Origin of the sequence: Microbulbifer agarilyticus, assembly GCF_001999945.1 — a bacterium.
Lineage (GTDB): Bacteria > Pseudomonadota > Gammaproteobacteria > Pseudomonadales > Cellvibrionaceae > Microbulbifer > Microbulbifer agarilyticus_A.
In genome coordinates this window covers 1,240,396-1,263,172 of the sequence record NZ_CP019650.1, presented here as the reverse complement: position 1 = coordinate 1,263,172, position 22,777 = coordinate 1,240,396, and the positions used below count along the sequence as shown (strand labels likewise).

Sequence of the window (22,777 nt, the reverse complement as noted above, 5' to 3'; positions counted from 1 at the left end):
ATGTGGAAAGACACTAATCCTTCACAACATCCTGCTCTTTCGTTGTACTGCTGCCTTATTTGACAGTCAGCGCCTCGTTGATGAACTTATTCTGTTCTTCCAAGTGGGTGGACATGTAACCCGCCGCAGGTGCAGCGGAAGCCGCGCGGCCGACATATTCCAGCTCCAGCTTGGGATGTGCTTCTTTCAGCAGGCGACGCAAGTGGTGCTGACTGGAGTACCAGGCGCCCTGGTTCATGGGCTCTTCCTGACACCAGGCAACGCTCTTGACGTTCTTGAACGCGGATACCGCACTCAGGAATTCGTCGTCTGGGAATGGGTACAACTGCTCCAAACGGACCAGTGCAACGTCTTCCTGTTCGCGTTCCATACGCGCTTCCAGCAGGTGGTAGTAAACCTTACCGGAGCAGATGATCAGTCGCTTCACTTTGGCTGGTTCCACACCGCCATCCTGAATGACGTTCTGGAACTGGCCGGTAGCCAGCTCGTCCAGGCTGGAAGTTGCGAGCTTGTGACGCAGAATCCACTTCGGACTCATGATCACCAGCGGGCGACGCATCGGGCGCACGGCCTGACGACGCAGCAGGTGGAAGATCTGTGCCGGGGTGGTGGCATTACATACCTGAATATTGTGTTCGGCACACAACTGCATGAAACGCTCGAGACGCGCAGAGGAGTGCTCTGGGCCCTGGCCTTCATAACCGTGCGGCAGCAGCATCACCAGGCCACACATACGGCCCCACTTATGCTCACCGGAAGTAATGAACTGGTCGATTACCACCTGGGCACCGTTGGCGAAGTCACCAAACTGCGCTTCCCAAACCACCAGGGATTTCGGAGTGGTAGTGGCATAGCCGTATTCGAACGCCAGCACCGCTTCTTCCGACAGCAGTGAGTCGTACATATCGAAACGCGGCTGACCTTCAAACATGTGCTGCAGCGGCACGTAGCTCTGGCCGTCTTTCTGGCTGTGGATAACCGCGTGACGGTGAGAGAAGGTACCGCGGCCAACGTCTTCACCGGTGAAGCGGACCATGTAGCCCTCTTCCAGCAAAGTGCCATAGGCCAGGGTTTCCGCCATGCCCCAGTTCAGAGGCAGCGCACCACCGGCCATTTTGCGGCGGTCGTCGTAAATCTTGGAAACCTGACGCTGCATCACGATACCGTCGGGAACGGTAGTCATGCGGGTCGCCACGTCTTTCAACTTGGTCAGCTCAAAGCTGGTATCGCCTTCAACAGTCCACTCGTGGTTCAGGTACGGGCGCCAGTCCACAAACATGGATTCGTCCGGCTCATTCACCAGGCCGGTCGCTACGTCTTCACCGCGGTCCAGTTTGTCGCGGTAGTCGTTGGCCAACTTGTCGGCGGCAGCCTTGTCCAAAACGCCTTCGCCAATCAGCTTCTCTGCATACAGAGTACGGGCCGTCTTGTGCTTGCGAATGGTCTGGTACATCAGCGGCTGGGTGCCGGAGGGATCGTCGGTTTCGTTGTGACCGCGACGGCGGTAACAAACCAGATCGATCACGATGTCTTTCTTAAACTCGTAGCGGTAATCGATTGCCAGCAGGCCAGCCAGTACAACCGCTTCCGGGTCGTCACCGTTTACGTGCAGTACCGGAGCGTCGATCATCTTCGCGACATCGGTACAGTATTCGGTGGAGCGCGCATCTTCGCGCTTACTGGTGGTGAAACCTACCTGGTTGTTCAGTACCAGATGGATGGTACCGCCCGTGTAGTAACCGCGAGTCTGAGACATCTGCAGGGTTTCCTGCACCACGCCCTGGCCGGCAAACGCTGCATCACCATGGATGTTGATTGGCAGCACTTTTTCACCCGTGCTATCGCCACGGCGATCCTGACGAGCACGAACAGACCCTTCCACTACCGGCGCGCAGATCTCCAGGTGAGACGGGTTAAAGGCCAATGCCAAATGCACTTCGCCACCCGGGGTCATCACGTTGGAAGAGAAGCCCTGGTGGTACTTAACGTCACCGGACGTATCGAGGGTGCGCTTACCTTCGAACTCTTCAAACAGATCGGCAGGGTTTTTACCGAGAATATTCACAAGGGTGTTCAGACGGCCACGGTGGGCCATACCGATCACGATCTCTTTTACCGCATAGGTACCAGAGCGGCGAACCAACGCGTCCATTAGCGGGATCAGGCTTTCACCACCTTCCACACCAAAGCGTTTGGTACCCGGGTACTTGGAATCCAGGTGACGCTCAAGGCCTTCTGCCGCAGACAGGCGCTGCAGAATTTCTATACGAATATCTTCACCAAAGGTGGGCTTGCACTGGCTGCGCTCGAGACGCTGCTGAAACCACTGCTGCTCGTCGAGATTCGACAAATGCATGATTTCCGCACCCAGATTTCCGCAGTAGGTATTCTCCAGGCCCTGTACGATGTCACGCAGAGTGGACTCGCCGTTCCCGAAGAACAGATCACCCGTTTGGAAGGTGGTGTCAAAGTCGCCCTCGGTGAGGCCGTGGAAGTTCAGCTGCAGATCCGGCACCTGTTCGCGGGCCATGATGCCCAGCGGATCAAGAGTGGCCTTCTTGTGACCGCGGTGACGGTAGGAATTGATCAGCTGCAGAACTTTAATCTGCTTGCGCTCGTGTTCAACATTAACAGAGCCGGCGCCGGGAGCGGCGAGAGGACGGGTACGGTTTTTCGCCAGCAGTTCGAAATGCTGGCGAATAGCAGCATGGGAGACATCTCCACCGCTTACACGCGGCAGGCTGTCAAAGTAGCTGCGCCATTCTTCCGGTACACCACTGGGGTCGTGCAGATAGGTCTCGTACAGATCTTCGACATACCCGGCGTTGCCACCAGAGATATGTGAAGTCCGCCAGAGCGCCTCCATAGAGCTTTCGTGCATTAATGCCTACCTCAATTGACGGCGCGCACCCTTGATTTTCGCGCCGCTCTTTCCTGTCTTTTCACTCACAAAAGGGGAGGTGCTGAAATAGACACCTCCCCTCTTTCGTATAGACCTGACACCTGCGCTGCTGTCGGCCTAATTGTGCTTATATTTTTGGTGGGAAACCCACTCCCCGTTACCGGGGCATCCGTTATACGGCGCGGGTTATCAACATGTTGCGGATATGTCCGATTGCCCGAGTTGGATTCAGGCCCTTAGGACAAACGTTGACGCAGTTTTGGATACCGTGGCAGCGGAAAACGCTGAACGGATCGTCCAATTTACCCAGGCGCTCGTCGGTTGCGGTGTCGCGGCTATCCGCCAGGAAGCGGTAAGCCTGCAACAGGCCCGCCGGGCCGATGAACTTGTCCGGGTTCCACCAGAAAGAAGGACAAGACGTGGAACAACAGGCACAGAGAATACACTCGTAGAGGCCATCCAGTTTTGCACGATCTTCCGGAGACTGCAGACGCTCAATGGCCGGAGCCGGAGTGTCGTTCTGCAGGTAAGGTTCGATTTTCTTGTACTGGGTGTAGAACTGCTCCATATCCACAACCAGGTCGCGGATAACCGGCAGACCCGGCAGCGGGCGCAGTACCAGCTTGCCTTTCGGCGCAGCTTCAGACAGCGGCATGATACAGGCAAGACCGTTCTTGCCAGAGATGTTCATGCCGTCGGAACCACACACACCTTCACGGCAAGAGCGACGGAATGCCAGGGTCGCATCCTGAGCCTTCAACAGCTCCAGTACGTCCAGCACCATCAGGTCTTTGCCCTGGGTGTCTATTTCGTAATCCTGCATGTACGGTGCAGAATCGGTTTCCGGGTTATAACGGTAGATGCTTACTTTCAACATGGTCTTTCCGCTCCCGAATTAGTAGGTACGCGCTTTCGGTTCGAAAGCTTCTACGGTGTTGGGCGCAAAGTTAACGGCACGCTTACCAACACGTTTCTCCGCAGGGAAGAACATGGAGTGGCACAGCCAGTTCTCGTCGTCGCGCTCTTGGAAGTCTTCACGCGCGTGGGCGCCGCGGCTTTCGGTACGAGTCTCTGCGGCAATCGCAGTCGCTTCGGCCACTTCCAGCAGGTTTTGCAGTTCCAGCGCTTCGATACGCGCGGTGTTAAACGCACGGCTCTTGTCGTCCAGGCGAACGTTTTCGATACGTGCGCGCAGGTCTTCGAGCTTCTTCACACCCTCGGCCATGAAGTCGCCGCGACGGAATACACCGAAGTGATTCTGCATTACGTTCTGCAGTTCTTTACGCAGGTCGGCAGCTTTTTCGCCGTCGTTCTTGGTTTCGAGACGGTTCAGGCGGCCCATCGCTGCTTCGAGGTCAGAGTCGCTCGCTTCGCGATGCTCGATGCCCTCACGCAGGGCTTTTTCGATAAACAGGCCAGAGGCGCGACCGAATACCACCAGGTCCAGCAGCGAGTTGCCGCCCAGACGGTTGGCGCCGTGTACGGATACACAAGCAACTTCACCACAGCCATAGATACCGTCGATCACGTGATCGTTACCGGAAGCATCCTGGGTCAGCACCTGACCGTGAATATTGGTCGCCAATCCGCCCATCATGTAGTGACAGGTCGGAACAACGGGGATCGGCACCTTAACCGGGTCAGCGTGCGCGAAGGTACGGGACAGCTCGAGGATGCCCGGCAACTTGGCGTTCAGGGTTTTCTCACCCAGGTGATCCAGCTTCAGGAATACGTGGTCGCCTTCCGGACCACAACCGCGGCCGTCGAGGATCTCGAGAACCATGGAGCGTGCAACAACGTCGCGGCCTGCCAGGTCTTTCGCATTCGGAGCGTAACGCTCCATGAAGCGCTCGCCGTCTTTATTAACGAGGTAACCACCTTCACCACGACAGCCTTCGGTCACCAGTACACCAGCACCGTGGATACCGGTTGGGTGGAACTGCCAGAATTCCATATCCTGGACAGGAATGTCGGCACGCAGCGCCATACCGATACCGTCACCAGTATTGATGTGCGCGTTAGTAGTAGAGGCAAAGATACGGCCAGCACCACCGGTGGCGAGAACGGTCGCCTTGGACTTAACGTAAACGACCTCGCCATCTTCGATGTTCATCGCGATCACGCCGACAACAGCGCCGTCCTGGTTCTTCACCAGATCGACCGCGAACCACTCGTTGAGGAATACAGTGTTGTTCTTGATATTGCCCTGATACAGGGTGTGCAGCAGTGCGTGACCAGTACGGTCTGCCGCCGCACAGGTACGTGCAGCCTGGCCACCGCGACCGAAGTCTTTGGACTGACCACCGAAAGGACGCTGATAGATACGACCTTCTTTAGTACGGGAGAACGGCAGGCCCATGTGTTCGAGCTCGAACACTGCTTCGGGGCCTACGGAACACATATATTCGATCGCGTCCTGGTCACCGATGTAGTCGGAGCCTTTGACGGTATCGAACATGTGCCAGCGCCAATCGTCGTTGGGGTCATCGCTGGCAATCGCACAGGTAATACCGCCCTGTGCAGAAACCGTGTGAGAACGGGTAGGAAATACTTTAGTGATTACCGCAGTCTTGAAACCAGACTGGGCCATCTGCAGTGCAGCGCGCATACCCGCGCCGCCACCGCCAATAACAATGCCGTCAAAGGTTATTGTTCGCATATTCGACATAACTTATACACCCCACAGAATTTCGATGCCCCACACCGCGTAGAACACGGCAACAGCACCCAACAACACTTCAACCAGAATTCGCAGGACGGTCGCTTTGCCACCCATCATGCGGTTGGTGATGTAATCAGTTACCACAGACCAGAGACCGATCCAGGCATGAGCAATTGTGGAGATAAGAGCAACCAGGCTGAATACGCGAACCCAACGCTGCTCAAACAGCGCGGACCAGCTTGCGTAGCCAAAATCTTTGGAAAGGAAAATGAAACCCACTATAAAGAGGGTGTACGCCACCAGCACCACAGCACTGATACGTTGAATAAACCAGTCTTGAACGCCGTTACGGCCGAAACCAGTAGCTGCACCTACCATATCAGGACTCCCGCCAGCAGAATGAGGACAACAGAAAGCACCAGAACCAGAATGGCGCCGCGGCGACCACCTTCGAGGCTCTCACCCACACCCAGATCCATAATCAGGTGACGCACACCAGCGACCAGGTGGTAAATAAGTGCAGCCAGTGATGCCCACAGCAGAAGCTTGGCCGGAACACTGGTAAAAAAGTCTGCTACTTTTTGGAAACCCTGCTCAGATTCCAGACTGGAATCCAGCATGCACAATAAAAGTGCAACCACAGCAAAAAGCACCACACCGGAAATTCGGTGAAGAATGGATACCAACGCTGGTACAGGGAGCTTAATAGTAGAAATGTCTAAATTGACAGGTCTGTTCTTGTTCACAGGAAAAACACCTTGTTGCCCTGAAAGACGGGGCGCCCGCTAATTCTCTACATACCGGGCGAGCTTGCTGATCACTTTCCAACCAACCTGTAGAGGTCTTGTACAAAGTGGCCTTACCAAGGCGCAAGCCGCGCGGATTATAGGCATTCACATATCAAAACACAACGAACCGAAAGTCGGCACGGGCGGCTTTGTACCAGTTGTATTCAGCGCCACCCAGCAGACCAAAGTATGAAGCGCACGATTCGACCCGCTGGGGTAGTGCCGAAATTTACATGCCATATCGCCCTTTCAGACAGGCAATTTCCCTGCCACTCCGATCTACCGCGGAAGATCCTGCGGCCACGGAACCGGCCGGCCACGGCAATTTGGTTTGACAATTTGAGGCGCGACACTTAAGTTTGGCCGCGCTCAAAAGCCCGCTAGCCCCATATCCGCGTCTGGATGTAGCCAATGAAGGCCGTCCGAGCCCGCAGAATCCGGCACTTTCCGGGTTCTCCTGCGCAACTGAAACATCCGCGATACACAACGATTTATAAAATGTGATCACGGATCAGCGCGGATTTCGCCCCTCCCAGGGCCGTGAATTGCCGAATCCACTTCAGCAATTTGTGTGGAAATAAAAAAGCTGGCGAAAGAATAGTTTTTAGGAGTCCACAATGTCTGACAAGAAAGCTCAACTCGCGGTCGACGGTATCGACGCCCCATTCGACCTGCCAGTCTACTCTGGCACTGCCGGTCCCGACGTTGTTGACGTCAGCAGCCTGGCCAGTAAAGGCCTGTTCACCTACGACCCGGGCTTTATGTCCACCGCCTCCTGCGAATCCAAGATCACCTATATCGATGGCGCCAAGGGCGTTCTGCTGCACCGCGGCTACCCTATCGAGCAACTGGCGGACAAATCCGATTACCTGGAAACCTGCTACCTGCTGATGAATGGCGAACTGCCGAACGCAGAGCAGAAAAAAGAGTACGTTGACAGCATCATGAACCACACCATGGTTCACGAGTCTCTGGTTAACTTCTTTAAAGGCTTCCGCTACGACGCTCACCCCATGGCAATGATGTGCGGTGTTGTCGGTGCACTGGCCTCCTTCTACCACGATTCCCTCGACATCACCGATCCGGAGCACCGCAAAATCTCTGCGGACCGCCTGATCGCCAAGATGCCGACCCTGGCCGCCATGTGCTACAAGCACAGCAAAGGCCAGCCGTTCATGTACCCGGACAACAGCCTGAGCTACGCCGAGAACTTCCTGCACATGATGTTCGGCAACCCTTGTGAGCCGAGCAAGATCGACCCGATCGTGGCAAAAGCCATGGACGTGATCTTCCTGCTGCACGCTGACCATGAGCAGAACGCCTCTACCTCTACCGTACGCCTGGCTGGTTCCTCTGGCGCCAACCCCTTCGCGTGTATCTCTTCCGGTATTGCTACCCTCTGGGGCCCGGCACATGGCGGCGCCAACGAAGCGGTACTGAACATGCTGCAGGAGATCGGTGACGAGAGCCGTATCGACGAGTACGTTGCCAAGGCCAAAGACAAGAACGATCCGTTCCGCCTGATGGGCTTCGGCCACCGCGTATACAAGAACTTCGACCCGCGCTCCCGTGTAATGCAGGGCATCTGTGACGAAGTTCTGGGTGCAATGGGCGCCGAAAACGATCCGCTGCTGCGTATCGCCAAGAAGCTGGAAAAGATCGCACTGGAAGACGAGTACTTCGTAGAGAAGAAGCTGTACCCGAACGTCGACTTCTACTCCGGCATCATCATGAAAGCGATCGGTATTCCTACCGACATGTTCACCGTGATTTTTGCTACCGGCCGTACCGCAGGCTGGATCGCGCACTGGAACGAGATGATTTCCAACCCTTACAAGATCGGCCGTCCGCGTCAGCTGTACACCGGCTACACTGCTCGCGACTACGTGGATCTCGACAAGCGTTAATTCCGAACGGAATTTCGCCTCCCAAAAAAACCCGGCAATCGCCGGGTTTTTTGTACCTGCGTACCAAGCAGGTGCCCTCTTCGTGACCCAACCAAAACATGGATTTTCGGACCGCGCAATAAGTGTGACGCACATCACATATTGAACAGGATAAGGAAACATTATTCTAAGAAATAAGTTTAATATTGCGCCTTGAGAATAAATTACTCCCTATATAGATGTATGGAGAATTTAATTGCTACGAACGTACCAATTAGACAATTAGAAAGGCCTTCCCATGTTCGGACTTTTTTCCAGCAAGTCCCGCGATAATAAAGACACCGAGAAAGATGCGAGTGGCACAAGTGGCCGTCGCACGATCAAGTATGACCCTTCGCTCATCCTGTCTTTAAAAAATGACCACCATGAGCTGGTCAATATTTTCCAGCGCATCTGGTCTGAAGGTTTCGAAAAACAGAATTTTCGCCAGCTTTCCGAATTGTTGAGTGTGTTCAAATCCACCTTTCAGGCACACCTGATCAAGGAAAACGTCAGCTTCTATGTGTATCTGGAACAGTCTCTCGTCAACGACAGACACACGTTGCAGATCGTCAAAGATTTCCGTACCGATATGAACGACATTGCCAATGCGGTAATCCAGTTCTGTAAACGCTACTCCCGCGGCACGCTGTCACGAGAAGAGCTCATTCGCTTTAAAAGCGACTACGAGCAAATCGGCGAAGCCCTAACCCGACGCGTGTCACTGGAAGAAAAAGAGCTCTATACGCTCTATAACCCCAGCTAACCCCCCGTAGCCAGTGCCGGCTCTTCGCAATCAACATTAGTTGAACGTGCGTCAAATGAGAACGATAAATATAAGCATAACGATATAGAACAATAATAATCGAGCGCCCAAATGGCTCGAGAGCAACCCATACACAAGATGTGATGAGGTAGTGCGGCAGTACTCGGGAGGCAATTGTGACCGAAACGGTTTCCGGGCTTTGTGAAAGCCAGAAACAAGAAAATACGACTGGTGCGCACACCAGCGATCTAAGCTACCCGACTTTTGTTGTGGTCGGCGCAGGCCCTGTTGGCGTTCGTTGCGCACAGCGACTACTGGATTACAGTTCCGATGCGCAGGTAGTACTAGTGGGTGATGAAGAAGGCGAACCGTACAACCGGGTCCGCCTTTCTCAGTATCTTGCCGACCACCTGGAACAATCCGAACTCAACAACCCCGTCACCCACGCCCCGCACCCTCGTCTGGCGGAATTCCACAACCGCAAAATCTTCGAAATCGACCGCCAAAACAAGCGGATCATCGATGATCAGGGCCAGCAACTCCCCTACACCAAACTGATTCTCGCCACCGGGTCTATCGCCGCGCGCCCAGAAATACCCGGTGTGCACCTCGATAACATCATCAGCTTTCGCAGTTTGGAAGATGCACAAACCCTGATCGAATTACGACAGACGGCCAACACCATCGTGATAGTAGGCGCCGGCGCCCTAGGGTTGGAGACCGCCGCTGCGCTAAAAACAAGTAACAATCGCGTCGTACTGCTTGCGCGGGGCGGTTTGCTCGGCAACCGCCTCTCTGATACCGCAGAGAGCTATCTCAGTGCAGCGCTATCAGCCCTGCAAGTAGAAGTACTCGCAGGCGCCCAGCTGGAGAAGTGTTTCGGCAAGGACGCGGTAGAGCGCATTGCGCTGTCGAGTGGGGAAACTATTGATGCAGACGGTGTCGTCCTGTGTACGGGCATAAAACCTGAAACCACCCTCGCGGAGAAATGCGGGCTCGATACCCAACGCGGTGTTTTGGTTTCCCCATACCTGCTGACCAGTGACCCCGACATCTATGCGGTCGGCGAATGCGCCGAGTACAACGAACAACTCTATCAGCTGGTACGCCCGGGTTTCGAACAGGCGGAAATCTGTAGCCGCCATGTGTGTGCAACCACCGACCAGGCACGAGCGCTGCCGCCCTATCAGGGCAGCAGTAATGACATCCAGCTCAAGATTTCCCACATTCCATGCTTCCTTATTGGTAGTACTAACAGTTCCAATGACCCGAATTTGCGCGTACTCACCTTTGAGAATCGCTTCAGGGGCCTGTGCCGGGAGTTGTATGTCTGTAACGGCAAACTCATCGGTGCAGTCGTTGTGGGTGCCTGGGAGGAATCCCACTCTCTGAAACAAGCCATTGCAGATGGCGCAGACGTGTCAGAGAGGCAACTGGAAAGCTTTTGTGAGCAGGGCAATCTCTGGCAGGAAACCCGCGAGCAGACCCTCAAACAGCAACCGGACAGTTATCTGGTATGCCAATGCAATGGCGTCAGCAAGGGTGAACTCTGTACAGCGATCGCTGGCGGCAAGCGCAAGCTGCAGGACCTCGAGATAGAAACTAACGCTGGCTCTGCCTGTGGCAGCTGCCGGCCGCTGATGGCAGAACTGCTGGACATTCCCGCACCCAATCTGGTGATGCGCCATGCCCGGGGCATTCTGGTAATTTCCATCTTGTCACTTGTGCTTATCGCCATCGCAGCCTTCTCACCACCCCCACCGGTTTCCGACAGCGTACAGGTGAGCTGGTACCTGAAGAAATTGTGGTACGACAATTTCTGGAAGCAGGTCAGCGGCTACACCTTACTGGCACTCTGCGTCATGACCGCCAGTCTTTCCCTGCGCAAGCGCTGGCAAAAAATAAAAGCTGGGCACCTGGACCACTGGCGATACATCCACAGCCTGATTGGCTTTGCCGCCCTGCTGGTGCTCGTTGTGCACACGGGCTTCCGCCTGGGAGAAAACCTGAACCTCGCACTGATGCTGGTGTTTCTTGCGGCAACCTGTACCGGGTCACTGGTTGGGGTATTTATGGCCCGCAACCACCATTGGACCGACATAAAGCTCCGTGAGCACCGCAAGTGGTGGTCGCGCGTGCACTACGCACTGCTATGGGCACTCCCGGTACTGCTCTTCTACCATATTCTTGCCGTGTACTACTTCTAAATGAAAAACTATAAATTCAAATTCTGGCATTACGGCCTGATCGTAACGCTGTTGGGCGCGGCGTTTATTACCTACAACCTGCAGGCCTCGGATAAATCCTATTTCCTGAGTGGCGATGCGACCCATGGCCACCACCAGATTGAAATGTCCTGCTCCACCTGCCATGGCGATGGGTTTGCCGGGCAAACATTTATCCAGGGTGCCTGTGTCAATTGTCACAGTGAAGAGCTGGAGATGGCGAATGACAGCCATCCCCGCAGCAAGTTTTTAGACCCGCGCAACGCAGGGCTGCTCGCCCATTTGGATGCACGCCAGTGCATTAGCTGTCACACGGAGCACAAGCCGGAAATCACGCACGAAATGGGCGTTACTCTCGCCGGAGACTTTTGCTTTCACTGCCACAGCGACATTGCAGAAAACCGCCCCAATCACGAGGACTTCGGCTTCGAGACCTGTGCCAGTGCTGGTTGTCACAACTACCACGACAACCGCTACTTGTATGAAGAGTTCCTGGCCGAGCGCATTGATCACCCCGCACTCGTCGCGGAGGCGCAATTGCCGATGCGCTCCCTCCTCGCCAAGTGGCAACAGGAAAACCCGGAAAAAAAAGCGCTCGAACTGGCCGACGCGGATTTTAGCAAAGCCGACATTCACGACAATTCACCGATGCAGTCTGCAGCCGAAGCCTGGGCACACTCTACCCACGCCGCAACAGGTACCAACTGCAATGCCTGCCATATCAATGGAGAATCGGAGCTAACCAGCGCAGAAGTGGTCAGCGTTTGTGGCGACTGCCACAGCCGTCAACTGGAACAGTTCAGCCAGGGCAAACACGGTATGCGCCTTTCAGCGAGTCTCCCCGTCCGGCAACCCATGTCTGCGGGGGATGCACAAATTCCCATGAAGGCAGGGGTCATTGAGATGGCCAAGGAGCTCAACTGTGCCAGCTGCCACAACCCTCACGACCTGGATACCCGCGTTGCAGAAGTGGATGCTTGCCTGAGCTGTCACAACGACAAACACAGCCTTGCCTACCAAAACACGGAACACTTCCGCTTGTGGGACCAGCAGCAGCCGAACGGCGTCAGCTGTGCGAACTGCCACCTGCCACGGGAAGAACACAAGGGACAGATACAGGTCAACCACAACCAAAACCACAACCTGCGCCCGAACGAAAAAATGCTGCCGGTATGCCTCAATTGTCACGGAGTTGAATTTGCGGTTGCTGCGCTGGCTGATGAGCGACTGATTGAGAGTAACTTTAATAATGAACCAGATTCAGAGCATAAGACTTTTGAACTGATTCGCGAGCGAATTGCCCGCATAAAAACGACTCGATAATCCCAACAGGAGGGGAACATGCGTAAATTACTTTCCGTAATGATGGCTGGAGCGGTACTGGCTGGCTGTAGTGAACAAAGTGGTGTTCAACCGGAGCGGATGGCCGACGCTATCTTTGCAGTCATCGAAGCAGACAGGGCCAGCTATACCAACTTTGTGGTCAACCGACTGGCAAATGAAGAACAGGTCATCAAAGCCGACGAGCACTGGAAAGATACCAAGGCGTTGCCGCTACCTGCACAAATGATGCGCATGGGGGCCGAGCGCGTTGCGGAAATGGATTCCGGCTTTAACTATGCCCTACTCTCCCAGTGGGCTATTAACAAACAGAACAAGCCGCGCACCGAGCTGGAAAAAGAAGGCCTGCAGTTTATCAACGACAATCCCGGGCAAAACTTCTACGGCACCGAAACTCTCGGGGACACCGATTACTTTACTGCGGTTTACCCCGACGTAGCGGTATCTCCCGCCTGTGTCAGCTGCCACAACGAACATGTGGATAGCCCGCGTACCGACTTCGAGCTGGGTGAAACCATGGGCGGCGTGGTGATCCGCTTCCCGCTGTAACGCTCTTTCCATTTACAGCATATAGCCTGCACCCAATAAAAAAGCCCCGGTAAATACCGGGGCTTTTTCTTTGCTGCTCAATTAGTTCGCGTTAACGCAAAACCTCTTGATCAGTTGCAGCTCGCATCACCGATCTCTTCCCAGTCAGAGGAAGAGCTTGGATTCTGGCCCTGGGTCCACCACTTGGCACGGTAACGCTTGCCTTCATGGTTTACTTCGTCACCGCCGTTGTAGGCCGTGCTGGCGTTCCAGGGTACTTCAATGTCACTGACCAGCTGCCAGTCGGCGGAGCTGAAACCGGGCTCCTGCTGAGTCCAGTACTTGGCCTGCCATACCAGCTGCTCGTGGCTCACCTGATCGCCACCCAAGTAGGTGCTGCCAGATTGCCAGGCAGGAACGTTACCCGCGTTCGGGTCGGTAGAGCTACAGCCACCATCCACAATCACATTGGTAACGGTCACGGTTACGTCCGCACTCGCTGAGGCAATGCCATCGCTCACGGTAACGGTCAGGGTGAAGTTGGTATCCGCTTCTACCTGAGGTGCAGTAATGGAGATGGTGTCACCGGAACCGCTGACCATACCGCTCCAGGTGTAGGTCAGTGCATCGCCGTCGGCATCGGTGCCGGTAGCGGTGATGGAATCACTGGCGCCTTCCTGAATGGTTACCTGCGCCGGGGCAGAAACCTGCGGCGGAGTATTGGCATCGGCTGGCAACAGGAAGATGCTGACCTGGTCCGGAGTTGCATCACTGAGGCTGCCGTCGTTCACATTCAGCTCAAACACCAGCTCCTGTTCCGCGCTGACTTCCGCCGCTGAGAAGCTCGGCGTTGCGCTGGAAGCGTCGCTCAGGGTTACGCTGCTGCCGGCAACCTGCACCCAGCTGTAGGTCAGTGCATCGCCATCCGGGTCGCTGGAGGCGCTGCCGTTCAGAGTAACGGTAGCCGGAGTGGTTACCATCTGGTCCGCGCCTGCATCGGCACTGGGTGCCTGGTTCGGCTGGTCCGCAACAACGGTCACCGAAACCTGATCGGAATCCGAAGCCTCACCATCGGAAACGGTCAGTGAGAAGACCAGTTCTTCGTCCGCACTTACCGCAGGAGCGGTAAAGCTCGCAGAAGCGCTGCTGGCATTTTGCAGGGTTACGCTGGTACCGGAAACCTGTACCCAGCTGTACGTCAGCGGGTCATTATCCAGGTCACTGGAAGTGCTGCCATCCAGGGATACGCTTGCACCACTGTCCACGCTCTGGTCGCCGCCGGCACGCGCAACCGGTGCGCGATTACCGAAGCCATCACCGTGGCCCAGGCTCTCGTGCATGGCATTCATGATATCGCCATTGTCCGCGTCAATTTCCCAGGAGAAAAGGCCAGCCAGGTTGTTGGACTGAACATAGGCACCTTTCGCCATGACCGAGCGATGATCATCATAAGTAATCAGATCGCCAGTGCTTGGCTTAAAGATATAGGGCGCTTCAGCGGTGCTATCGTAGTACTCCTCCCACTCGCCAGTGGCGATGCGAGAAACGATATCGCGGTAGTCCACAACACCGTCTTCCCAGGTACCATTCACCATACCGGTTGCGGTGCCGGTCATATGGTCATTACCGGTCCAACCGGAAACGCCCTTCCAACCGCGGCCATACATCGCCGCACCAACAACCAACTTACCAGGATCGACGCCGAGGCCCAGCAGGTTCTGAATGCCATTGTGGGTGGTGTAGTCAGTATCGGGCTTCCAGGCCGGGGCATAGAGTGCCGCCTGGTGACCCAGTACTTCGTTGCTCCAACCGCCGTAGAAGTCGTAGGTCATCACGAAGAAGTAATCCATGTACTGCTGTACATCGAGGTAATCCACATCTTCGATTTTGTCGGAGCCTGCACCAATCGCAGAGGTGAGCTCGTAGGTACGGCCAGTTTCCTGCTCAAGATTGTCGAGCATGGCACGCAGGTCGCGCATCAACAGGCGATAGGTTTCACCATCAATAGCGGGGTCACCCAGAGTCGGGTTCGCGCCCTGGCCACCTGGGTATTCCCAGTCGATATCCACACCATCGAAGAATTTCCAGGTGCGGATAAATTCCTCAACAGAATCCACAAAGGTTTTACGCTTGGCGGCATCGCTGAAGAAGTAGAAGGGGTCAGACAGGGTCCAGCCACCAATGGACGGCAGAATTTTCAGATCCGGGTAAGCCTGCTTCAGCGCCATCAGCTGGCCGAAGTTGCCTTTGTACGGATCGGAGAAAGTCTGGTCTGCCTGAGATTTTTGCAGCGCGGCAAAAGGATCGTGCAGGGAAACCTTGAAGTCTTCACGGCCGGAGCAGGAACGCTGCAACGCCTGGAAAGAGCCTTCAATTTCTTTCAGGCTGTCGTTGATGCCGTCACCACCACAAATGGGGATAAATCCATAGATCAGGTGGGTCAGGTTGTAGGAAGGCATCATGTCTACGGAGAACTTGCGTCCGTATACGCCCCACTCCACAAAGTAAGTGCCCACAACGGAGTTAGTGGAGTTGGTGTAAGGCTTGTTGTTCTCACCCGCGGTTACTGTAATCGGGTCGAGATGGCTACCGTCGGTATCGGCAACCACGATGTCGGTTGCGGCAGAGGTGGAGCAGCCATCGTCATTACACAGCGCAACTTGCAGGGAGTACTGGCCGCCTTCGGCCACTTGTAGGGTCGCAGTGCCGGTCTGGGTGGCACCACCGCCCACGTTTTGCTCCAGAACAACCTGTCCATTCAGCAGGTACTGCGCGGTGGTCGCGGGATCACCAGACCACTTGGACCAGGCTACCGGTACTTCGGCGTAGTCGTTAATGGTTACCAATTGCTCATAGGCGGTAGCGGCTTCATCCACTTCGATAATGGCGAAGCTGGTTTCCATCCAGTCAATGGTGGGAGCGCCGGGCGCGGCGATAGCAGAGGAGCTGGCGAGACCTAATGCAAGCATTGCATGGCGCCAGTGGCTTGGAGTTAGCCCTTTCATCGATTGTCACCTTGTCGTTATTTTATGGGTAAGGATCTATCAACCAGGGCAGCGAAATGCTGTTTCCGTTAAACCGCAACGGGCATCGCTGCCCTCAGTGGAACGGCATTCAACAGCAATGCCGGTACTTCTAACTTGTTCGTTATTCAATAACTTCTTGAACGGGTACCTCGTGTATATGCGGTCTGCAGCCCGCAAATGACACCGCTGTCATTTCACCTTAAGACAATGACAGCGATGTCATTACATTTTTACCATAACCCGTTTTTGAACCATGTGGCCAGTGCGTTAAGTCACCAGTGGGAGATATGTCACAACTTCAATATCACTAATGGCGCAAAAAACCACCTCAAAACCCGTACTGTGAGGAATTTATTTCCAAATAAAGAAAGGTGTGCCATGGGAGAGGCAGAAGGAGAGAAACCCCAACACTCTTGCAGCGCTTCGGCCGTCTTTAGGTACCGCCACAACGGAAAAGCGGCCGAACAATGTCGACCGCCTTCGCCCCATTTTCCCAATCAAGCTGACTGAAACTTCCCGCTCTTTCACTCGCTGAAACCAATATTTCAGACCAGTGGTCACCCGCTGTGGGCGTATTTCCGGTCATGTTCAGTCTTCGTTACGGACCGCTTTTTCTTGGCACTCCACCTCGTCTCGCGATGGGGGAGTCTTCCCGGGACTGATACCAGTTTAGGATCGCAAAAAGTGCCCCCACACTTTTTTCTCATTTTTGTCCTGGCGTGTAATTTTCCCTTGGGCATCATTGGGAGCGGTTATTCCGGACCATACACTCCCCGAGCGATGTCTTAGCAATTGCAAGCGGAGTATTTATGCAGTTACAGATCCTGAAGCGTGCCGGTGTGGCTTCTGCCCTGGCGCTGACTTTGACAACCGCTGGCTGCGCCAGCATGAGTGATACCGACCGCCGCGTAGGTACCGGTATTGGGGTTGGCGCAGTAACCGGTGCCCTCATCACGGGTGATGCCGGTGGTGCAGCGGTGGGCGCTGCTATCGGCGGTGCCGGTGGTTGGTTGTACGACCGCCAGAAAAAAAGACGCTATTACTACGACAGCCGTGGCCGCCGTGTTTATCGCTAAACGAATGCATTGCTAAACGTATCCAAACAATGAGTTCCCATGGTGATACCTGCTGGAGCTCATTGTTTTTTCAGAGGTTTCACCAAGCCTTCCAGACCTTCAATTTTTATCTCCAGGGTCAGTGCCATCAGGTGTCCGAGCCGTCCCTTGGGAAACTCTTTCTTCGCAAACCAGAGCAAATACTCTTCAGGCAGATCAATTAACAACCTTCCCGCATATTTTCCGAACGGCATCTCGGTACGGGCGATATCGATCAGATCCTGCTTCTGAAGCATCACGTCTCCTATTTCACACAACTTCTTTTCCTGCGGATTCTACACTGTCTGAGACCTGCCCCGGTGGAACCTCCTTTGATCGCAGGAAGCTTTTTGCCGCCGAGGTTATGTGACAACATCAAGGCGCGGCCGACTATTTGGCCGATGCTTGTGTGCTCGGGAGGATCCTCGACACACGCTTGCACCAGCCCCTTACAATGAATTAAGGAATAACAGTGAAAATAAACGCGTCCACACAAAAATTTGGACTGGCGCTTACCATCGCCCTGCTCACCGCCTGCGGCAAACCCGCAGATGACACCAACACGGAAGCCAGCACCACCGCTGCCGCCGACAAGCCTGCCGCCACCGCTGAGGCGCAGCCGGCCAGCAGCACCGCAACGGTTTCAACCGAGGGCATGTGGATGCCCCGCCAGCTGCCTGAACTGGGCAACAAGCTGGAAGAGCTGGGACTGGAGCTGGACCCCAGTACCATGACCGACCTGACCAAGTTCCCGATGAATGCTGTGGTCAGCCTCGGTGGCTGCTCCGCTTCTTTCGTGTCCCCCCAAGGGCTGGTTGCCACCAACCATCACTGTGCCTACGGCTCCATTTCCTACAACTCCACCGAAGACAATGATCTTCTGGCCAACGGCTTCCTGGCCAAGACCCTGGAAGAAGAAGTCCCTGCGGCACCGGGTTCGCGCATCTACGTTACCGTGGAAATGGACGACGTTACCGACAAAATCAAGAGCAAGCTCGACGACACCATGGACGGCGCCACCCGCTTCAAAGCCATTGAAGATGCGGAAAAAGCACTGGTTGCCGCGTGTGAATCCGACCCCGGCCACCGCTGCGAGGTTTACAGCTACTATGGTGGCGCAAGCTATTACCTGATCAAGCAGCTGGCCATCCGCGACGTGCGTCTGGTACACGCCCCAGCCTCCTCCATCGGCAAATTCGGCGGTGATATCGACAACTGGATGTGGCCGCGCCACACCGGCGATTACGCATTCCTCCGCGCTTACGTCGGCCCCGACGGCAAGCCTGCGGACTTCTCCAAAGACAACGTGCCGTTTAAGCCCAAGCACCACCTGACCGTGGCGACCGAAGGACCTCAGGAAGGCGATTTCGTGATGGTTGCCGGCTATCCCGGCCGCACCAACCGCTACCGCACCGCCGAAGAAGTGAGCAATAACTTCACCTGGTACTACCCCACCATGCAGAAGGTACTGGCAGAGTGGTCTGAAGTGATCGGTAACGCGACCGAAAACAACAAAGACGCTGCGTTGAAGTACGCAAGCCTGGTTGCCGGCCTGAACAACTATTCCAAGAACTTCACCGGCATGATGGAAGGCTACAACCGCAGCGACCTGCTGACGCGCAAACAAAAGCTGGAAAAGGACCTGCAGGACTGGATCGGCGAAAAGCCCGAAGAGCGCAAACAGTACGCTTCAGTGATCAACGACCTGAATAACCTAATCACCGAAAAGCAGTCCACCCAAGAGCGCGACCTGCTGCTCAACTACATGAACCGCTCCGCGATGCTGAGCAGTGCCCAACGCCTCTACCGCCTGAGCCAGGAAAAGCAAAAAGCGGACGCAGACCGTGAACCCGGCTATCAGGAACGTGACATGACCCGCTTTGGCGAGAGCATGAAGCGTATCGAGCGCAACTTCGAGCCCTCGGTAGACCAGGCCGTATGGAGCTACTTCCTCGAGCGCTACAACGCGCTGCCGGAAGATCAGCGTATCGAGAGCTTTGATGCCTTCTTCGGCGGTGAGCTGAGTGGCGAAGCATTGCAGAACAAACTGTCTGCCATGTACGAAAAAACCGGCCTCACCGACACCGATACCCGCCTGGCCTGGATGGATAAATCGCCGGAAGAGTTCCGCGCAAGTGATGATCCATTTATCCAGCTAGCTGTCGCCACCTTCGATGACCGCATGGCGCTGGAGAAAAAGAACAAAGCTCTGACCGGTGCCTTTGCCAAGGTTCGCCCGCAGTTTATGGACCTGCTTATTTCCTACTACCAGGAACAGGGCAAGCCGGTATACCCGGATGCGAATAGCTCACTGCGCCTGACCTACGGCCTGGTGAAAGGTTACACGCCGCCCGCCGGAACGGTAAAAGGCGCGGCCGATGGCAACGATGGTAAAGACAGCTTTGTTCCCTTCACCACCCTGCGTGGTATCGAAGCCAAGTACACCGGCGAAGATCCGTTTGATTCTCCGCAGGCACTACTGGATGCCATCAAAAACAAGGACTACGGTGACTACCACGATGAAAACCTCGATTCCGTGCCGGTGAACTTCCTCACCACTGTGGACATCACCGGCGGCAACTCCGGTTCTGCCACCATGAACGGCAAAGGCGAATTCATCGGCCTGGTATTCGACGGCACCTACGACAGCATCAACGCCGACTGGGACTTCAACGACAACACCCGCGCAATCCACGTCGATGTGGAATACATGCTGTGGGTGATGGACAAGGTCGACAACGCCCATAACCTGCTTGAGGAAATGGGTGTTAAGGAAGCTCAACAGTAACTTCCTATACCCAACTTCCAAGCACAAAAAAGCCGGCGTTTATTGCCGGCTTTTTTATGACTCTACTATGTGGTTACTAAATATTTTGGAGCACAATACGATTTTCTTGATCAGCAGCGCTTGAAAATTTTACCCACACAATCTTGTTTTCTTTATCGTAGAGCCAACCCCGCGGATTTTCTGAGTCAATATCAACCAGTGCAGGCAACGAATCTCCATTCAACTCTGGTGGCTGGAAGTCACGCCCTATCAGATTAAGCTTCACCCTATAGTTATGTTTTTTTGGCTTTCCGGCGTATTCCCCCTTATGCGCCCCGATCACGATTTCCAACTGTCTATCACTGGAGACTGCTGAAATTCGCGAAAAGCTTTGCTCGCCCCTTTGATACCCTAGAGTTTCACCGTCATCATCGTACAGAGTAAATGCAGATTCACCTTTCTCTTCAGGGTAAATATCCAAGGTAATTGGATCCGCATGCACCGCTGGATCAATATGGAAAATTTCCGGTCCCATCGGAATAATAGCCCCGCGCTTTACAAATAATGGGATATGCGGGTGAATATCCATACTGGCATCAACCTGAATCGTTTGCCCGCCTTCGTACACTTGATGGGTCCAGTAATCCACCCACTGTGACCCATTGCCCTTCGGAAGATAAACATCCATTTTCTCCCCGGGAAAAGAAGCAGCGGACTTGTACACCGGCGCCACCAGGATCTCCTCGCCAAAAAGATACACATAGCGGTTTTCGTCGGCTTCCCCGGGGTAAGCCAGGCGCAGTGGCCGTGTCAATGGCATGGCGTCTTGCCATATATGCCAGCTGTAGGTGTAAATGTAGGGCAACAAGCGGTAACGCAGCATGCGCGACTGATAACTCAGTTTTTCTACCTGATCGCCCCAAGACCATACATCTCGCGCGGTAGTACCATGATTGCGCGTAGAGGTAGTGAAGTCGGAAAACTGCATCCAACGCAACGCGAGTTCGGGGTCTTCCCCCTTGGTATGCCCTGGTGTATCTGCATGTAAATAAGACCAGCCGCCGGGCGCACCATCATTGCTGTGAACAATTGCCTCGATGGTTTCAGCGAAACCTTCCCAGTCACCCAGCACGTCGCCGGTCCAGTGAACGGGCATGGCTTTTTCCAAAAATTCCTCATTAGGTGTACGCATATAGTCACCACCTAAAATCGATTCCTGATTGTGATGATTCGGCCGCGCGTAGTGGCGGGCCATAAACATGATGCGTTTGTCTTCTCCGTGATGATTGCGCAACAGCTCCCATACGCGCTTTTCATACTGGGAATCGGCTCGCCAAAAATCCAGCCAGACAATATCCAGGCCGTAATCAAGATCACGCTGGAGCTGCGCCAACCACTCTTCCCCGAATCCGCCCTCGTGATAGTTCATCATGAGTTTGAAATTCATTTCGTGAAGCGAGTCGATCAAACCTTCAGGGTCGGGGAAATTGTTCAAGTCCCACGTCATATTTCCAGGCCAGCTCCATTCCTTGCCGGTCCAATACATGTCCAGAACCATGATATCTGAGGGGTAGCGGTGATTTCCGTAGCGATTTTCGATACCTCTCAATGCGCGGGCATGGTCCAGAAACCCTTCCTGGCTGTCGTAGCCAAAATCTTCTTCACCCCACCCTGACTGCATGTAACCAAACCCCCACTTGGGAATCATTGGCTCGGTATGGGGCGCGTTTAGGGTAATTTCATCACTATAGTCATCCAACATCTCGGTGACGCCGGCCACTGCACAGCCACGGGCGTCAACACTCCGACCAATGGGCGACGCTGGGCAACGGTCATCTTTATTTTGAATACCGTCGCGGTCATCATCCGCATGGAGATCCGGCTTCGACCCAGCATCCTCGGGGTCTGTCTCGGCAATAATCTCATGCTCATTGATAAAACCATCGCCATCGATGTCGATATCACATATGTCCCCCTGCCCATCACCATCCATGTCCGCCTGACTTGCGTTTGCTTCATATGGGCAGTTGTCACGGGGGTCCTTCAGGCCATCGCCATCGCTGTCTTTTGCGGACACTACGACGCTTACAACGCTAACCAGGGCAATTACCACAGCTCCAATAAGTAAACTGCGTGCTGTATTTTTTTTCATCGAGCTATTACACATTCAAAAGCTGGAAACGCCAATCAACACAATTTGCGGTCAAACTTTATCCACCCGAAAAAGGCGGTTTTGCTCATCGCAAGTTGCGCTACACAATGTCTAACAGGACTGTAATGTGAGCGCCCATTGACGCATAGCTAGGCGGGGAAAGATTACGCTAAGGCGGGACAATATTGAGACAAGGGAGATAGGGCACATAAGCACGGTCCGAGGCGCGGCACTGAGGGACTCGCGTGCAATGGTGTGCAATGAATGATGCTTATCTGCCGGCAGGCCACATAAACCTGAATTCTGGAAGTCAGAACTTCGCTAAACTAGGGCTGACCGATACCCGGCTCAACAGTTTCAAAGAGGGGCGTGTTTACTGACGCTACCATTGCCGCTTCGGCAGTTACCGCACCCAATAAGACCGCCATTGTGCACAGTACAGCAGCAACATCTACCGCGACCCGAACAGACCGTGACTGAGTTTTGAGCCAACGCCCGCGAATACCTTTCATCATCCTAATCGCCTCGACGGTTCTTTTTTTAGAATAGTCGGGGCAATCTAGTGAAAAAGCCTAGAAAGTGCGTACCAAGACTAGGTAAA

General features: G+C 54.6%; 15 protein-coding genes. 7 read left to right on the top strand and 8 right to left on the bottom strand.

The annotated features are described in order from the left end of the window. Positions 1–55 precede the first annotated feature (55 nt). From Mag101_RS05075 to sdhC, 5 genes are all read right to left on the bottom strand, one after another. Positions 56–2,881: a 2-oxoglutarate dehydrogenase E1 component gene (locus Mag101_RS05075; RefSeq protein ID WP_077401716.1), complete on the bottom strand. Its 2,826-nt coding sequence runs from the start codon at positions 2,879–2,881 to the stop codon at positions 56–58. Positions 2,882–3,074: 193 nt separating this feature from the next. Beyond that, positions 3,075–3,779 carry a succinate dehydrogenase iron-sulfur subunit gene (locus Mag101_RS05070; protein WP_077401713.1) on the bottom strand — a complete coding sequence of 235 codons (705 nt, stop codon included), beginning with the start codon at positions 3,777–3,779 and terminating at the stop codon, positions 3,075–3,077. An 18-nt stretch (positions 3,780–3,797) separates the two neighbouring features. Then, on the bottom strand, positions 3,798–5,570 hold the full coding sequence (gene sdhA, locus Mag101_RS05065) for a succinate dehydrogenase flavoprotein subunit (RefSeq protein ID WP_077401709.1): 1,773 nt from the start codon (positions 5,568–5,570) through the stop codon (positions 3,798–3,800). A 3-nt stretch (positions 5,571–5,573) separates the two neighbouring features. Next, positions 5,574–5,942, bottom strand: coding sequence for a succinate dehydrogenase, hydrophobic membrane anchor protein (gene sdhD / locus Mag101_RS05060; RefSeq protein ID WP_077401706.1), 369 nt, complete (start codon positions 5,940–5,942; stop codon positions 5,574–5,576). Further along, the gene (sdhC, locus tag Mag101_RS05055; RefSeq protein ID WP_077401703.1) at positions 5,936–6,310 is read right to left on the bottom strand and encodes a succinate dehydrogenase, cytochrome b556 subunit; all 375 of its coding nucleotides are present in this window, start codon (positions 6,308–6,310) and stop codon (positions 5,936–5,938) included. Before sdhC ends, sdhD begins: the two co-directional genes overlap by 7 nt. Positions 6,311–6,969: 659 nt before the next feature. On the opposite strand from sdhC, the gene gltA reads away from it, so the two are divergent. From gltA to Mag101_RS05030, 5 genes are all read left to right on the top strand, one after another. Further along, positions 6,970–8,259, top strand: coding sequence for a citrate synthase (gene gltA, locus Mag101_RS05050; RefSeq protein ID WP_077401701.1), 1,290 nt, complete (start codon positions 6,970–6,972; stop codon positions 8,257–8,259). 277 nt (positions 8,260–8,536) lie between these two features. Next, entirely contained in the window at positions 8,537–9,043 is a 507-nt protein-coding gene (locus tag Mag101_RS05045) for a hemerythrin domain-containing protein (protein WP_077401697.1), read from the top strand. 176 nt (positions 9,044–9,219) lie between these two features. After that, complete coding sequence (locus tag Mag101_RS05040; RefSeq protein ID WP_077401694.1) at positions 9,220–11,250, top strand: FAD-dependent oxidoreductase; 2,031 nt, start codon at positions 9,220–9,222, stop codon at positions 11,248–11,250. Continuing rightward, a complete protein-coding gene (locus tag Mag101_RS05035) occupies positions 11,251–12,591 on the top strand; it encodes a cytochrome c3 family protein (RefSeq protein ID WP_077401691.1) in 1,341 nt (446 codons plus the stop codon). 18 nt (positions 12,592–12,609) lie between these two features. Further along, positions 12,610–13,158, top strand: a complete 549-nt coding sequence (locus tag Mag101_RS05030) for a Tll0287-like domain-containing protein (RefSeq protein ID WP_077401689.1) — start codon at positions 12,610–12,612, stop codon at positions 13,156–13,158. Positions 13,159–13,268: 110 nt separating this feature from the next. Here the strand turns inward: Mag101_RS05030 and Mag101_RS05025 are convergent, their stop codons facing one another. Then, positions 13,269–16,142, bottom strand: a complete 2,874-nt coding sequence (locus Mag101_RS05025) for a glycosyl hydrolase family 18 protein (protein ID WP_077401686.1) — start codon at positions 16,140–16,142, stop codon at positions 13,269–13,271. A gap of 830 nt (positions 16,143–16,972) precedes the next feature. On the opposite strand from Mag101_RS05025, the gene Mag101_RS05020 reads away from it, so the two are divergent. Further along, positions 16,973–17,239, top strand: coding sequence for a glycine zipper domain-containing protein (locus tag Mag101_RS05020; protein ID WP_077401683.1), 267 nt, complete (start codon positions 16,973–16,975; stop codon positions 17,237–17,239). A 59-nt stretch (positions 17,240–17,298) separates the two neighbouring features. On the opposite strand, the gene Mag101_RS05015 is transcribed toward Mag101_RS05020, so the two are convergent. Then, positions 17,299–17,514 carry a DUF3820 family protein gene (locus Mag101_RS05015; RefSeq protein ID WP_077401680.1) on the bottom strand — a complete coding sequence of 72 codons (216 nt, stop codon included), beginning with the start codon at positions 17,512–17,514 and terminating at the stop codon, positions 17,299–17,301. 215 nt (positions 17,515–17,729) lie between these two features. Between Mag101_RS05015 and Mag101_RS05010 the strand changes: the two genes are divergently transcribed. Further along, a complete protein-coding gene (locus Mag101_RS05010) occupies positions 17,730–20,045 on the top strand; it encodes a S46 family peptidase (protein ID WP_077401677.1) in 2,316 nt (771 codons plus the stop codon). Between the two features lie 76 nt (positions 20,046–20,121). Here Mag101_RS05010 and Mag101_RS05005 read toward each other — a convergent pair whose 3' ends face one another. Further along, a complete protein-coding gene (locus tag Mag101_RS05005; RefSeq protein ID WP_232325140.1) occupies positions 20,122–22,176 on the bottom strand; it encodes a TIM-barrel domain-containing protein in 2,055 nt (684 codons plus the stop codon). Positions 22,177–22,777: the final 601 nt, after the last annotated feature.

Coding starts and splice junctions, on each gene's coding strand:
- Mag101_RS05075 (WP_077401716.1), bottom strand. CDS start 2,881: ATGCACGAAAGCTCTATGGAGGCGCTCTGGCGGACTTCACATATCTCT.
- Mag101_RS05070 (WP_077401713.1), bottom strand. CDS start 3,779: ATGTTGAAAGTAAGCATCTACCGTTATAACCCGGAAACCGATTCTGCA.
- sdhA (WP_077401709.1), bottom strand. CDS start 5,570: ATGTCGAATATGCGAACAATAACCTTTGACGGCATTGTTATTGGCGGT.
- sdhD (WP_077401706.1), bottom strand. CDS start 5,942: ATGGTAGGTGCAGCTACTGGTTTCGGCCGTAACGGCGTTCAAGACTGG.
- gltA (WP_077401701.1), top strand. CDS start 6,970: ATGTCTGACAAGAAAGCTCAACTCGCGGTCGACGGTATCGACGCCCCA.
- Mag101_RS05045 (WP_077401697.1), top strand. CDS start 8,537: ATGTTCGGACTTTTTTCCAGCAAGTCCCGCGATAATAAAGACACCGAG.
- Mag101_RS05035 (WP_077401691.1), top strand. CDS start 11,251: ATGAAAAACTATAAATTCAAATTCTGGCATTACGGCCTGATCGTAACG.
- Mag101_RS05030 (WP_077401689.1), top strand. CDS start 12,610: ATGCGTAAATTACTTTCCGTAATGATGGCTGGAGCGGTACTGGCTGGC.
- Mag101_RS05025 (WP_077401686.1), bottom strand. CDS start 16,142: ATGAAAGGGCTAACTCCAAGCCACTGGCGCCATGCAATGCTTGCATTA.
- Mag101_RS05020 (WP_077401683.1), top strand. CDS start 16,973: ATGCAGTTACAGATCCTGAAGCGTGCCGGTGTGGCTTCTGCCCTGGCG.
- Mag101_RS05015 (WP_077401680.1), bottom strand. CDS start 17,514: ATGCTTCAGAAGCAGGATCTGATCGATATCGCCCGTACCGAGATGCCG.
- Mag101_RS05005 (WP_232325140.1), bottom strand. CDS start 22,176: ATGAAAAAAAATACAGCACGCAGTTTACTTATTGGAGCTGTGGTAATT.